Source organism: Pseudomonas simiae (genome assembly GCF_900111895.1).
Lineage (GTDB): Bacteria > Pseudomonadota > Gammaproteobacteria > Pseudomonadales > Pseudomonadaceae > Aquipseudomonas > Aquipseudomonas simiae.
In genome coordinates, this window is sequence record NZ_FOKB01000015.1 from 40,743 (window position 1) to 54,399 (window position 13,657).

At 60.9% G+C, this 13,657-nt stretch carries 10 protein-coding genes and 4 tRNA genes; 8 read left to right on the forward strand and 6 right to left on the reverse strand.

Annotation, left to right across the window (positions count from 1 at the left end):
- The first annotated feature begins 40 nt into the window (after positions 1-40).
- Positions 41-1,915: an MFS transporter gene (locus tag BMZ57_RS28080; protein WP_069673179.1), complete on the forward strand. Its 1,875-nt coding sequence runs from the start codon at positions 41-43 to the stop codon at positions 1,913-1,915.
- Positions 1,916-2,027: 112 nt separating this feature from the next.
- On the opposite strand, the gene sugE is transcribed toward BMZ57_RS28080, so the two are convergent.
- From sugE to rdgC, 3 genes are all read right to left on the reverse strand, one after another.
- Entirely contained in the window at positions 2,028-2,342 is a 315-nt protein-coding gene (gene sugE / locus BMZ57_RS28085) for a quaternary ammonium compound efflux SMR transporter SugE (RefSeq protein ID WP_010211634.1), read from the reverse strand.
- A 105-nt stretch (positions 2,343-2,447) separates the two neighbouring features.
- Positions 2,448-3,413, reverse strand: a complete 966-nt coding sequence (locus BMZ57_RS28090; RefSeq protein WP_044286919.1) for a bile acid:sodium symporter family protein — start codon at positions 3,411-3,413, stop codon at positions 2,448-2,450.
- Positions 3,414-3,585: 172 nt separating this feature from the next.
- Entirely contained in the window at positions 3,586-4,506 is a 921-nt protein-coding gene (gene rdgC / locus BMZ57_RS28095) for a recombination-associated protein RdgC (RefSeq protein WP_010211632.1), read from the reverse strand.
- 159 nt (positions 4,507-4,665) lie between these two features.
- Here rdgC and BMZ57_RS28100 point away from each other — a divergent pair.
- The 7 genes from BMZ57_RS28100 (at position 4,666) to BMZ57_RS28130 (ending at position 10,350) form a co-directional block, all read left to right on the forward strand.
- Positions 4,666-4,741 (forward strand) — tRNA-Val (locus tag BMZ57_RS28100).
- A gap of 19 nt (positions 4,742-4,760) precedes the next feature.
- Positions 4,761-4,837: transfer RNA gene (locus BMZ57_RS28105), tRNA-Asp, on the forward strand.
- Positions 4,838-5,233: 396 nt separating this feature from the next.
- Positions 5,234-5,309 (forward strand) — tRNA-Val (locus BMZ57_RS28110).
- A 19-nt stretch (positions 5,310-5,328) separates the two neighbouring features.
- Positions 5,329-5,405: transfer RNA gene (locus tag BMZ57_RS28115), tRNA-Asp, on the forward strand.
- Between the two features lie 305 nt (positions 5,406-5,710).
- On the forward strand, positions 5,711-7,294 hold the full coding sequence (locus BMZ57_RS28120) for a BCCT family transporter (RefSeq protein WP_021492114.1): 1,584 nt from the start codon (positions 5,711-5,713) through the stop codon (positions 7,292-7,294).
- 27 nt (positions 7,295-7,321) lie between these two features.
- On the forward strand, positions 7,322-9,331 hold the full coding sequence (locus BMZ57_RS28125; RefSeq protein ID WP_021492113.1) for a CocE/NonD family hydrolase: 2,010 nt from the start codon (positions 7,322-7,324) through the stop codon (positions 9,329-9,331).
- Positions 9,332-9,414: 83 nt separating this feature from the next.
- Positions 9,415-10,350 (forward strand): LysR substrate-binding domain-containing protein, encoded by a 936-nt coding sequence (locus BMZ57_RS28130; RefSeq protein WP_021492112.1) that lies wholly within the window; start codon positions 9,415-9,417, stop codon positions 10,348-10,350.
- A 3-nt stretch (positions 10,351-10,353) separates the two neighbouring features.
- Here the strand turns inward: BMZ57_RS28130 and BMZ57_RS30030 are convergent, their stop codons facing one another.
- The 3 genes from BMZ57_RS30030 to BMZ57_RS28140 form a co-directional block, all read right to left on the reverse strand.
- A complete protein-coding gene (locus BMZ57_RS30030; RefSeq protein WP_010211625.1) occupies positions 10,354-10,476 on the reverse strand; it encodes a hypothetical protein in 123 nt (40 codons plus the stop codon).
- Positions 10,477-10,587: 111 nt separating this feature from the next.
- Positions 10,588-11,754 (reverse strand): catalase family protein, encoded by a 1,167-nt coding sequence (locus BMZ57_RS28135; protein ID WP_021492111.1) that lies wholly within the window; start codon positions 11,752-11,754, stop codon positions 10,588-10,590.
- Positions 11,751-13,559 carry a di-heme-cytochrome C peroxidase gene (locus tag BMZ57_RS28140; protein WP_069673178.1) on the reverse strand — a complete coding sequence of 603 codons (1,809 nt, stop codon included), beginning with the start codon at positions 13,557-13,559 and terminating at the stop codon, positions 11,751-11,753. The genes BMZ57_RS28135 and BMZ57_RS28140 overlap by 4 nt, the downstream gene beginning before the upstream one ends.
- Positions 13,560-13,657 lie beyond the last annotated feature (98 nt).

The window sequence follows — 13,657 nt, forward strand, 5'->3', positions numbered from 1 at the left end:
ATGTTTCTACAAAAAAACAGGCCACGCAGGAACACGGACGATGAGCCACCCCTCGCAATTCACTTTGCTGCGCACACGGCGTTTCCTGCCGTTTTTCATCACCCAGTTGCTGGGCGCGTTCAATGACAACATCTTCAAGCAATCGCTGATCCTCGCCATTCTCTACAAGCTCACCATCGACGGTGACCGCTCTATCTGGGTCAACCTCTGCGCCTTGCTGTTTATCCTGCCGTTCTTCCTGTTCTCGGCGCTGGCCGGGCAGTTTGGCGAGAAATTCAACAAAGACGCCTTGATTCGCGCGATCAAGATTGGCGAGATCGTGATCATGGCCGTGGGGGCGACGGGCTTCCTCACCAACCACTTGGAAATGATGCTGCTGGCGCTGTTCGCCATGGGCACCCACTCGGCGCTGTTCGGGCCGGTGAAGTACTCGATCATGCCCCAGGCTTTGCACGATGATGAATTGGTGGGCGGTAATGGCCTGGTGGAGATGGGCACGTTCCTGGCGATCCTGGCCGGCACCATTGGCGCCGGGATCATGATGTCGTCCACCCATTACGCGCCGGTGGTGTCAGTGGCGATCGTCGGCGTGGCGGTGCTGGGCTATCTGGCCAGCCGCAGTATCCCAAGGGCAGCGGCGTCGACCCCTGGGTTGCGTCTGAACTGGAACATTTTCAGCGAATCCTGGGCCACCTTGCGTTTGGGCCTGGGGCAGACGCCCGCGGTTTCGCGTTCGATCGTCGGTAACTCGTGGTTCTGGTTTGTCGGCGCGATCTACCTCACGCAAATTCCCGCCTACGCCAAGGAATGGTTGTACGGCGACGAAACCGTGGTGACGCTGATCCTCACCGTATTTTCGGTGGGCATCGCGCTCGGCTCGATGCTCTGCGAAAAACTCTCCGGGCGTAAGGTAGAAATCGGCCTGGTGCCGTTCGGTTCATTCGGCCTGACGGTGTTTGGCCTGCTGCTGTGGTGGCACTCCGGCGGCTTCCCGCAGAACGTGCAGGCCAACGACTGGCTCGCCGTGCTCAGCTACGGCCAGGCCTGGTGGGTGTTGTTCGATATCCTTGGCCTGGGCGTGTTTGGCGGCTTCTATATCGTGCCACTGTACGCACTGATCCAGTCGCGTACCGCCGAGAACGAGCGCGCGCGGGTGATCGCGGCCAACAACATCCTCAACGCACTGTTCATGGTGGTCTCGGCCATCGTGTCGATCCTGTTGCTGAGCGTGGCCAAGCTGTCGATCCCCGAGCTGTTCCTGGTGGTGTCGCTGCTCAACATCGCGGTCAACACCTACATCTTCAAGATCGTTCCCGAGTTCACCATGCGTTTCATGATCTGGCTGCTCAGCCATTCCATGTACCGGGTGGAGCATCGCAACCTGGAGGCGATCCCGGATGAAGGCGCGGCGTTACTGGTGTGCAACCACGTGTCGTTTGTCGATGCACTGTTGATCGGCGGCGCGGTACGTCGGCCGATTCGCTTTGTCATGTACTACAAGATCTACCGCTTGCCGGTGCTGAATTTCATCTTCCGCACCGCCGGGGCGATTCCGATTGCCGGCCGTCACGAAGACATCCAGATCTACGAAAAGGCCTTCACACGCATTGCGCAGTACCTGAATGAAGGCGAGTTGGTGTGCATCTTTCCCGAGGGCAAGCTGACCGCCGATGGCGAGATGAACGAGTTTCGCGGTGGTGTGACGCGGATTCTGGAAGAGACGGCGGTGCCGGTGATTCCGATGGCGTTGCAGGGGTTGTGGGGGAGTTTCTTCAGCCGCGATCCGAACAAGGGCTTCTTCCATCGCATCTGGTCGCGGGTGGTGTTGGTGGCCGGTGAGCCGGTGGCGGTAGAGGCCGCGACGCCTGCGCAGTTGCAGGAACGGGTGGGGGTGTTGCGGGGGAGTATCAGGTAGTTGTGGGCTGGGTTACTGGCCTCTTCGCAGGCAAGCCAGCTCCCACACCAGACCGCGTTGTTCTAGCGAACGCGGTCTGGTGTGGGAGCGGCGGTTCGACAGCGGTAATGGATCAGGTGCTGATCTTGAGCCCAATGAGCCCGCAAATGATCAGCGCCACGCTGGCCAACCGGAACAACGCCATGGACTCCCCAAACAGGATGATCCCGGCAATCACGGTGCCCACGGCACCCACGCCGGTCCAGATGGCGTAGGCCGTACCCAGCGGCAATTCTTTCATGGCCAGGCCCAGCAGGCCGAGGCTGACGGCCATGGCGGCAATCGTCAACGCAGTCGGCAGCGGTTTGCTGAAACCGTCGGTGTACTTCAGGCCGACGGCCCAGCCGACTTCAAACAGACCCGCGAAAAACAGAATGATCCAGGACATGATGACCTCCTAACGTTAGGTGGGGTCGTCCCCGGATTAGGCGCTGGAAGCGTCGCGGGGTCGTCCCCGCGAAGCTCGGTAGAGTGCCGAAAAGTGCTCGGCTGATCAAGTTTGCGGGGTGTTCTCCAGCACGCGGCGGTCTTCCTTTTCGCTCATGCGGCGGAAGTAGGTGGACAGCAACGCCCCGGAAATATTGTGCCAGACGCTGAACAGTGCACTCGGCACCGCCGCCAATGGCGAAAAATGGGCGCTGGCCAAGGCGGCGCCCAGTCCTGAGTTCTGCATGCCGACTTCGAGCGCCAGCGACTTGCGCTGTGCCAGCGGCAACTGGAACACGCGGCCGGTGAAGTAACCCAGCAGGTAACCGAAGCTGTTGTGCAACATCACCACCGCCATGATCAACAGGCCCGACTCGGCAATCTTCGCCTGACTCGCCGCAACCACCGCCGCGACGATGATCACAATGCTCACCACCGACACCAGCGGCAACACATCCACTGCATGGCGCACCCGCTCACCGAGCACGCGTTGCGCCAGTACACCGAGCACGATCGGCAGCAGCACCACTTGCAGGATCGACCAGAACAACTCCATGAACGACACCGGCAGCCAGGCCGACGCCAGCAGCCAGATCAGCGCCGGGGTGAGGAGCGGGGCGAGGAGGGTGGTGACGGCGGCGATGGCGACCGACAACGCCAGGTCGCCACGGGCCAACCAAGTCATCACGTTGGACGAAGTCCCGCTCGGGCAGCAACCGACCAGGATCACGCCGACGGCGATTTCCGGCGGCAGGTGGAAGGCCTGGCACAGCAACCAGGCCATGCCGGGCATGATGACAAAGTGCGCGACCACGCCCAAGGCCACGCGCCACGGATGGCGGGCGACTTCGGCGAAGTCATCAATCTTGAGGGTCAGCCCCATGCCGAACATCACCAGGCCCAGCAACGGAACGATGGCGCTTTTCAGGCCGATGAACCAGCTGGGTTCGAAGAAGGCGACGACGGCGAAAACCAACACCCAGTAGGCGAAGGTATTACCGACGAAGCGGCTCAAGGCGGCGAGTGCGCGCATGGGGGTGTCCTTGTTGTCAGTTAGGTTCGGTAATGCTGATGTCTGCCTGGGAACCCAATCAAATGTGGGAGCGGGCTTGCTCGCGAATGCGGTGTGTCAGTCGCTGAATATGTTGACTGATCCACCGCATTCGCGAGCAAGCCCGCTCCCACAGTTTGATCTTCACAAGGCGTTAGATGCCCTGTGGGGTCTCTTCACCGCCGAGTGCTTCGACCAGCGCGGGGATGAAGTCCCCAAACGTCAGCATCATCAGGGTAAAACTCGCATCCAGTTGGCCCAGGGCTTCGTCGCCGCCGTCCTGTTCCGCCTGGTCCTGCAGCAGGTCTTCGAACTTCAGGCGCTTGACGGTCATCTTGTCGTCGAGCATGAAGGACAGCTTGTCCTGCCAGGCCAGGGACAGTTGGGTCACGACTTTGCCGGTGGTCAGGTGGAGTTGGATCTCTTCGCCGGTCAGGTCCTGGCGCTTGCAGCGCACGATCCCGCCGTCTTCGTGGGTGTCACGCAGCTCGCATTCGTCAAGGACGAAGAAGTCATCGGCCGGCTTTTGGGTGGTGACCCAATCGGTCATGATCGCGGTTGGCGCGGTTTTAACCGTGAGTGGACGAACCGGCAGGGTGCCGATCACTTCACGCAGGGTCGACAGCAGGTCTTCGGCGCGTTTCGGGCTGGCCGAGTTGACCAGGATCAGGCCCTGTTTCGGCGCAATGGCGGCGAAGGTCGACGAGCGACGGATAAAGGCGCGTGGCAGGAAGGCCTGGATGATTTCATCCTTGATCTGGTCGCGTTCCTTTTTATAGACCTTGCGCATCTGCTCGGCTTCGATCTCTTCGACCTTCTCCTTGAGTGCATCACGCACCACGCTGCCCGGCAGGATACGTTCTTCCTTGCGCGCGGCGATCAGCAGGAAGTCACCGCTGACGTGAACCAGGGGAGCGTCTTCACCTTTACCAAAAGGCGCGACGAAACCATAAGTGGTCAATTCCTGGCTTGCGCAAGGGCGCGCCAGTTTGGTGGCCATGGCCGCTTCCAACGCCTCGGCATCAACAGGCAGATCTTGGGTCAGGCGATAGATAAGCAGGTTCTTGAACCACATGGGGTGAGTCTCTCCTTTATACAAAGGGGGGCATTATTCTCTTGATAACGTCCCAGGCCAACCCTGCCTAAGCCATTGGAAGCTATCAAAAAAAAGATTTCAGAAAGTGCTTGCCAGACTTAAGGTCGCTCCGTAGAATGCGCGCCACACCGAAACGAAGGGTGATTAGCTCAGCTGGGAGAGCGTCTGCCTTACAAGCAGAATGTCGGCGGTTCGATCCCGTCATCACCCACCATTCGCTTCATGTGTTACGCGCAGCGGTAGTTCAGTCGGTTAGAATACCGGCCTGTCACGCCGGGGGTCGCGGGTTCGAGTCCCGTCCGCTGCGCCATATTCGGTAACCTGGAACACTGAACGCCAGGTCACCACAAGAAGCCCGCTCAATGAGCGGGCTTTTTGCTGTCTGGGGTTTGCAAAAAGCCAAAAAACGCCGCCGATCATTTCCGATGACCGGCGGCGTTTTTATTGGGCGATTAGACATCCCCGCGTGTAGTCACCCTGAAGGTGCGCGGTTCACCCATAGAATCGGCGTGGCTCAAGCATTATCGAGAATGGTATCTCATTGGGCGGCCAGTCAGCGGGTAAGCGCAACAGACTCGCATTTGACGACGTAGAAGCCCGTTTTTGCTGGGGTTTCTCGTGGCTGAGAAAATATTTCAAATAAATTGCATTTAAATCAAGACATTGCGGATTTTTGGTGTATGATGCCGCCCACACCGAAAGTGAAGGGTGATTAGCTCAGCTGGGAGAGCGTCTGCCTTACAAGCAGAATGTCGGCGGTTCGATCCCGTCATCACCCACCATTCGCTTCAAGTGTTACGCGCAGCGGTAGTTCAGTCGGTTAGAATACCGGCCTGTCACGCCGGGGGTCGCGGGTTCGAGTCCCGTCCGCTGCGCCATATTCGGTAACCTGGAACACTGAACGCCAGGTCACCACAAGAAGCCCGCTCATTGAGCGGGCTTTTTTTCGTCTGCGTTTTATCCTCTCCGCGCTCTGCCATTGTGCACTGCCTATTCGCCCTGAACTGTGTGGGTGCGCCATGACGTGGGGGAATACCCCCATGCACATTGGTTGATTGCGCCCTCGGCCGCTTAACCGTTTATCTATAGCCACGCGAAGACTTCCAGGCGAGTGACCGGCAGCAGGATGCTGCGGGGGCTCGCTCTCCAACATAAAAATAGTCTGCAAGGGGAACGGCTCTCTATGAAATATCCACTGCGTCCGTTGGTGTTCTGGCCAACGTTCCTGATCCTGCTGGCGGCGGTGATCGCCAGCTACATCGACCTGAATGCATTCCTTGCGGTCAGTAAACAGCTCAACAACCTGATCCTGAAAAACTTCTCATGGCTGTTCAGTGCCGGCTCGTTTGCCATGGTGGTGCTAACCGCGATCGTCTACTTCTCCGCGCTGGGCAAGGTGCGAATCGGCGGCGAAGACGCCCAGCCGTTGCTGAGCAAATGGCGCTGGTTCATGGTGGCGCTGTGCACCACCCTCGCGGTGGGCGTGCTGTTCTGGACCACGGCCGAACCGCTCTATCATCTGTATGGCCCGCCCACCAGCCTGCCGATCGAGGCGGGTAGTTCGGCGGCGAAGACCTTTGCCATGTCGACGATGTTCCTGCACTGGACCATCACCCCCTACGCCATCTACTTGGTGCCCTCGCTGGTGTTTGCGTTGGCGTTCTACAACCGACGCAGCAATTTCTCCATCGGCGCCATGCTTGAACCGTTGCTCGGTGAAGCGCGGGTCAAGCGCTATGCAGGGCTGATCGACACCCTGGCGATGTTCGCCCTGGTGGCCGGCATGGCCTCGTCCCTGGGTACCGGCGCGCTGACCTTGGCCGGGGGCCTGGCTCAGTACATCGGCGGTGAAACCACACCGTTGCGCCTGGCTATCATCATCGCGATCATCGTTATTACCTTTGTCGCCTCGGCCGCCAGCGGCCTGCAGAAAGGGATCGTGATGCTGTCCTCGTTCAATACTTGGATCATGCTCGCCCTGGGGCTGTTCGTGCTGTTGTGCGGGCCGACCCTGTACATGTTCAGCCTTGGCGTCGAGTCCCTCGGCGTGTACCTCGACACCTTCTTCAGCCGCAGCCTGTTCACCGGCGCCGCCAGTGGCGACACCTGGCCACACAGTTGGACGGTGTTCTACTGGTCGGTGTGGTTTGCCTGGGCGCCGGTCAGTGCGTTGTTCCTCGGCAAGATCGGGCGTGGCTACACGGTGCGTGAATTCATCCACATCAACATGCTCTACCCGGCGTTGTTCACGGCGGTGTGGATCTGCATCTTTTCCGGCACCAGTCTGTACTTCGATGCGCTGGGCGACGGCAGCCTCAACCGTGTGCTGAACGAGCAGGGCGTGGAACACGTGCTGTACCAGATGTTCCAGCAGTTGCCGGCCAGCGGTCTGATGATCGCGTTCCTGCTGTTCGTGGCGTTCATCTCCTTTGTCACCGCCGCCGACTCCAGCACCGATGTGATCGCCAACCTGTGCAGCAAAGGCGTGACCGCCGATTCCGACCTGGATGGCAACCCAGCGTTGAAGATCGTCTGGGGCGTGATCATCGGCTCGGTATCGTGGGTGATGGTCTCATTCGTCGGCATCGACGGGGTGAAGATGCTCTCCAACCTCGGCGGTCTGCCGGGGATGCTCCTGGTGTTGCTGGCCAGCACCTCACTGATCTTCTGGTTGAAAAATCCCGCATTGCTGGATGTGAAACGCCATCAGCGGACCCCCGCAACGGAACTGCACAGCGCCAGCCCGGCGCCGGATTTCGCCCGCTGATCGATTGAACCGCTGTTGGAGTTACTGATGGAAATCGTCACTGAATTTGCTTACACCGTGCGCGAAATCGAGCACTGCCTGATCCCCTTGAAGGACGGCACCCAGCTGGCCGCACGCATCTGGTTGCCGGAAGTCGCGGGCCTGCAGACCTTTCCGGCGATCCTGGAATACCTGCCGTACCGCAAGCGCGACGGCACCGCCGTGCGCGATGCGCTGACCCACCCGTGGATGGCGGGGCAGGGCTATGTGTGTGTGCGGGTGGATATGCGCGGCAACGGTGAGTCCCAAGGCTTGATGGCCGATGAGTACCTGCTGCAGGAGCAGGAAGACGCCCTTGAAGTGATCGACTGGTTGTGCCGGCAACCCTGGTGCGACGGCAATGTCGGCATGATGGGCATCTCCTGGGGCGGCTTCAATGGCCTGCAAGTCGCGGCGCGCCAGCCCGAGGCATTGAAGGCGATCATCACCTTGTGCTCCACCGATGACCGTTATGCCGACGACATCCACTACAAGGGCGGCAACCTGTTGATGGAAAACTTCGGCTGGGCCGCCACCATGCTCAACTTCAGCGCAGCGGTGCCTGATCCCTTGCTGGTCGGCGACGACTGGAAAGACCTCTGGCACCAACGCCTGGACGCCATGCCGCTGCTCGCCGAAACCTGGCTGCAACACCAGACCCGCGATGACTACTGGCGCCACGGCTCGGTGTGCGAGGACTACGCGAAGATCAAGGCGGCCGTGTATGCGGTGGGCGGCTGGGGCGATGCCTATCGCAACACTGTTTCGCGCCTGATGCAAAACCTGCCCGGCCCGAAGAAGGCCATGATCGGACCGTGGATTCACAAGTACCCGCATTTTGCCGTGCCCAACCCGGCCATCGGCTTCCTGCAAGAAGCCAAGCGCTGGTGGGATCACTGGCTCAAGGGCATCGATAACGGGGTGATGGATGACGCATCCTGCACCTTTTACTTACAGGATATTCTGCCGCCGAAGGGCAGTTATGCCGAGCGGCCGGGGATCTGGGTGCAGACGGCGGGCTGGCCCGACTCGCAAGTGCAATGGACGGATTTCAGCCTGGGTGAACATGGCCTGAGTACGGGTGCACAACCTTTGGCGGCGCCGCGCAGCATTTGTTCGCCGCTGACCACCGGCCTGCACCAGGGCGAGTACTGCGCTATCTGGTTTGGCCCCGATGGGCCGACGGATCAACGTCGCGATGACGCCCAGTCGCTGTGCTTCGACTCGCAGCCGCTGACCGAGCCGCTGTCGTTGCTCGGCGATGCACGGCTTAAGTTGCGTCTGGCAAGTGACACATCCTGTGGTCAATTGGTCGCCAGGCTGAATGCGATAGCGCCGGATGGGCAGGTCACGCAAGTCAGCTACGGCGTGCTTAATCTCACACTGCGTGAGGACTTTTCCCAGGTAACGCCTGTCGTCCCAGGTCAACCGATGGATGTGCAGTTGAACCTCGACCACATCGGCATGCGCCTGCCTGCCGGCTACCGTTTGCGCCTGGCGCTCAGCACGGCGAGTTTCCCGTTGCTGTGGCCGAGCCGCGAGCTGACCACTTTGACGTTGCTACCAGGCCTGCAAAGCCTGCAACTGCCGGTGTTTACCGGCGAGGCGGTGGAGTGCCCGTTCGAAGCGCCGCAGTCGGCTACACCGGTAGCGATGGAAGTCTTACGCGGTGCCGCGCCGAAACGCACACTGATCGAAGACGTGGGCAGTGGCGAAGTCTGTGTGAAAATTGAAGACGACCTGGGTTCGGTGCGTTTTACCGACCATGGCTTGTCAGTGGACCAGCGTTGCACCGAGCAATACCGCACCTTGCCCTGGGATCCGCTGTCGACGCGGGCCGACATCGAATGGCACTACTGTGTCGGCCGCGACCAGTGGGCCGTGGAGGTGGAAAGCCACCTGAGCGTGCACGCCGATGCCGAGTGGTTCTACATCGAAGCGGAGCAGACCGCCTGGGAAAATGGCCAACTGGAACATCGTCGACAATGGAGTAAGCGCGTGGCCAGGGTCGCACTGTAAGCAGGCAAGTGGCAGGATGCCTGTCAACGTGATCTCTGCGGGCCTGGGGTAACCTGGGCCCGTCATTGCCAATGGACTTGCTCATGTCGCGCCGAAATGTCGATCTTCCGCCCCTCAACTGCCTGCAGACGTTCGAAGCGGCCGCACGCCATTTGAGCTTTACCCAGGCGGCCCATGAACTGAATCTGACCCAAAGCGCGGTTAGCCGCCAGGTCAAACGCCTCGAAGAAGACTTGGCCCGTCCGCTGTTTTATCGGCTGGCCCAAGGCTTGAGCCTGACCCCTGCCGGGGTACGTTACTTCCGTACCGTCCAACGCCTGTTGCGTGAGCTTGATCGCGAGTCCGCCGAGTTGCGCAGGCGTGGTGCCGATCGCCAGTTGACCCTGGCCAGCACGCCCACCATCAGTTCTATCTGGCTTGCCGGCCTGTTGCCGCAGTTCCAGCGCGACCATCCGGACCTGGATATCCGCATCCTGTGCAGCGAAAGCCCCAGCCACTTGGATGTCAGCGAATATGACCTTGGTTTGTTCTATCACTTGGATGAACTGGCCGCGCCCCACGGCCTTGAGCTGTCACCGGTGTTCGACAGCGAGCAGGTCATCACCGTGTGCAGTCCCGGCTACCTTGAGCGCCACGGCCCAATTCGCGACCTGCACCACTTGTTGCACGCTCACACCTTGCTGATCGTCGAGGACCACCACCACGATTGGCTGACCTGGGCCGACTGGTTCGCCGACGCCGGTGCCGACTACTACTCTCCGCGCCATGCGTTGCGCACCAACAGCTATCAATTGTTGATGCAATCGGCGGTGATGGGGCACGGCGTCGCCTTGGGGTGGAAGCGCTTGCTGGAGACTGACCTTGAGTCCGGACGCCTGCAAATAGCCTTGCCCCACAGCATGCACAGTCGCGGCCGCCTGCACCTGATGCAGCCGCATCATCGCAATCCGCCCGCGGCGGTGCGCAGTTTTCGTCAATGGTTGCAGGCACGTACCGCAGAGGCTGGACTCGCTGACTGAGTGTCAGTGCTGGCCGGTATTTTTCTTTTTGGTCTGGCGCGTCGCCAGGTGTTCGAAGCAAAAAGAAGCGGTGCCGAACACGGCGATCAGGGTGAGTACGATCATGCCGAGGGTTGAGCTTTCCACGGTGACTTCCTACGGGTGATGGGGTAGGTGCTCACGGTAGAGGCAGGGGTGATAAGGGCTCAATAGACCCGACGCAATCCTTACGCCGTCGGGCCTGATGTTATGCATTCTTTACGGGGCGTTGCGGCTGTGGCGGTAATCGCTGACCGCTTCGTACACCGCCTTGCGCAAGCGGTTGATACCGCCGATAGGGCGGTGTTCCGCTACACCAAACCAGGGGTTGAACGATTGGTTGTCGCACGCCAGGTTCTGCTCGGGTGTATCGAAATCCTGCGCCGGGATGCGCACCTTGGCCACCGTTTCATAGGGCGCATCGCTCTCCTTCCATTCGATGCTGGTGTCTTCGATGGGCATGAAGGTCTGCGGGTTCTGCCGCTGGATCTGCAGCACGAAACACGCAGGTATGCGGTCGGTGGACAACTGCTGGCTCAAGGCGCTGCGCAGGAAGTTCGGCAAGTCCTGGTTTTGCTTGGGCAGTTGATATTCCGGGCAGCTGAGCGGGTCGGGCGCGACGCGGAACTTGGCGTTGGCCGTCCCGAACTTGTAGGGCGAGACCGAAAAGTACGTCGTTTGCGTCGGGCTGGCCGGTGCGGGGGCCAGGGTCGCCAGGGCGATAAACAGGTGGCGCACCTGCCAGGTCCGTGGGTCTGCCTTGGGGAAGAACGCCAGGACTTTCTTGCCGTCCGCTTGTGCGCCGATGTTCTGCGCATACTCCGCTACATCGCTGACGAAGAAGTTCGGGTGGCTGAACATCACGAAGTCCTGTTCCGTGCGTGCCTGTTGATCGGCCAGCAGTTGTTTGCCCGGCACGTCCAGCAGCTTGAGCGCCATGCCCCGCGCATCCCGGATGCTGTCGAACTGTGGGTAGGCGTTGCCGTTGGACAGTCGCATCATCGCCTGCCAGGTCTTGCCCGGCTCGGCGAACACGCCCTGGCGCAGCGCCGGGTCGAGATCGGCCAACACGCTGACTTCGGCCTTGACGCAACCATGGGCCTTGGCATGGGCATCGCGCAGGTAGCGCGTGCCTTCGCGGTGCTGGTCAACGATGCGCACGGCCGTCTGGATAATGCCTTGGGTCATCGCTGCTTCGCCCGGCGGAATCTGCTCATTCGGCGACACCGGGCCGCTGTGTTGCCAGGCGTACCAGGCGGTAGCGGCCAGCCAGCCGAGCAGGCCGAGGCCCACCAGCCACAGCAGGGTCTTGCCCAGAAACGCGCCGATGCGCAGCCATAGGCGGGCGAGCAGGGAAGGTCGGTCGTAGGGGGATCGAATCATCATGGCAGTTGTTGCTCCAGCGGGCCGCCCAGTACTTTGAGGTATTCCAGCAGCGCCCAGCGTTCCTGCGGTAGCAGGCCACGGCCGATCACGCCATTGCCACGACTGCCGGCACGGAATTCGTGACCGCTGTTGTGGTTGCCGGTGATTTTGGTGTCGAACAGAAAGGCATTCTTGAACGCACCGGTCTCAAAGCCGAGGTGGCGCGGGTCGTAGTTGAAGGTGCCTTTATAGAAGGTGGTGCTGCGCTCGTCCTGGGGCGAGAGCAACTGATAGATCGTCGGCACCGAACCGTTATGCAGGAACGGCGGTGTCGCCCAGACGCCTGCCAATGGCCGCGCCTTATAAGCTCGCAGTTCACGCACGCCAATGGGCAGGCCGTAGCCGTCCAGGCGCGGGCGCTCGGCCGGGGTCACGCCGGCGGCGCGGTAGGCATGTTCTTCGACGAAAGCGGTGACGTAGGCGAGGCCCTTGGCCACGGACATTTTTTTCAGGTCCAGTGGCTCGGTCGGCGTGGGGTGCAGTTCGACGTTGAGTTTGGCCAGTTCCGCCAGGTCCCATTGCAGGGCGCTGAGGTCGTAGCGCTGATCGGCGATGTTGCTGGCAGTGCCGGGGTCGGTGCCGATGTAGGCCACTGGCAGCATTTTCAGCTGTTGCACAGGACGGCCGTTTTCCTGGGTGACGCTGGGCACATGGCAGCCGGCGCAGTTTTCGGCGAACAGTGCGCGGCCTTGGGCGGCGAGCGGCTTATCGATGGTGCCGAACAGATCCTCGGGCCAGGTCGGGGCCTTGAGGCGTTGCAGGGTTTCTTCGATCAGGTTGAGGTCGCGCACCCTTACGCTGGAGGGGTAGCGCGCATCGCCCTGGAGCGGTTGGCCGGCGTCGTCGAAAAAGGTCAGGGTCGCGCCGACACCCAGCGCTTCGCCGATGTTGCGTGCCATGGGCTGTTGGGCCGAGCCGTTCCATTGCACCCAGTCGAAGGTCCAGATATCCCACAACTGCGGGTAGTCCACCGGCGCATTGGCGACGCGATAGTTGTCGGGAGAAATGGCGTCGCCAAAGCTGGCGTTGGCAATGCGGCCAAAGGCGTCCGTGCGGCCGGGACCTTCTTCAGTGGGGTAGAGGCCACGGTGGGTATCGTTCCAGGCCACCTTGAGGAATTTGTTCAGCGACTGCTTGAAGTCTTGGCGCAGTTGTTTGTGCTCGGCGTCGTAGCGATCTTTCAGCACCTGGCGGGCAAAGCGTTCGAACTTCCATGGGTTGTAATAGGTGGCCGCCAGGCTCGCGACCAGGGCCTGGCCGAAACTGCCGCCGCGCAAGGTCGGCACGCTGGAGGGCAGCACGTGCTGGGCGGAACCGCCGTCGATCCGCAGGGCTTGGTTTTTGTAATGCAGTTCGCCGGTGTGGCAGGCGGCGCAGGTGATATCCAGGTACTCGACGTTGCTGCCGGCGTTTTTGTGCCGGGCGAAACCCACGGGCAGGTTGCCGGGGTTTTGCGCCGTGGGCAGTTGCTTGGGGTCGACCAGGAAACCGAAGCGGGCCAAATACGCTGGCGTGGCAAAGCGCTGCTCGGAAAACGGCAATTCCAGGGCAGTGAACCAGTCGTAGTGCAGGCCTTTTACCTGGGTGCCCTGGGGCGTGAAGTAGTAGGTCTGGCGGTCGGCGGCACTCCATTGTTCCTGGTAGTGCACCTGCTCCACGGGCACATAGTCCGGCAGCTTGGGGTTGATGGTGTAATAAAGCACCACGGCCAGGATCAGGCCCAGTGCTATTAATATCAGGAGTAAAACACGGGAAAAAATGCGCAAGATGGCTATCCTTGTCTCGGCCTTGTCGAGGTGTCGCGTTGTTATGCCACTACGCCACAAGGGCGGCAAGTGGCCATGAGCCTGGTAGCAGGCGGCCC

Excerpts from the sequence above, each read along its gene's own strand:
- sugE (WP_010211634.1), bottom strand. The coding sequence starts at position 2,342 with ATGTCCTGGATCATTCTGTTTTTCGCGGGTCTGTTTGAAGTCGGCTGG.
- BMZ57_RS28090 (WP_044286919.1), bottom strand. The coding sequence starts at position 3,413 with ATGCGCGCACTCGCCGCCTTGAGCCGCTTCGTCGGTAATACCTTCGCC.
- BMZ57_RS28120 (WP_021492114.1), top strand. The coding sequence starts at position 5,711 with ATGAAATATCCACTGCGTCCGTTGGTGTTCTGGCCAACGTTCCTGATC.
- BMZ57_RS28080 (WP_069673179.1), top strand. The coding sequence starts at position 41 with ATGAGCCACCCCTCGCAATTCACTTTGCTGCGCACACGGCGTTTCCTG.
- BMZ57_RS28135 (WP_021492111.1), bottom strand. The coding sequence starts at position 11,754 with ATGATGATTCGATCCCCCTACGACCGACCTTCCCTGCTCGCCCGCCTA.
- BMZ57_RS28125 (WP_021492113.1), top strand. The coding sequence starts at position 7,322 with ATGGAAATCGTCACTGAATTTGCTTACACCGTGCGCGAAATCGAGCAC.
- BMZ57_RS28130 (WP_021492112.1), top strand. The coding sequence starts at position 9,415 with ATGTCGCGCCGAAATGTCGATCTTCCGCCCCTCAACTGCCTGCAGACG.
- rdgC (WP_010211632.1), bottom strand. The coding sequence starts at position 4,506 with ATGTGGTTCAAGAACCTGCTTATCTATCGCCTGACCCAAGATCTGCCT.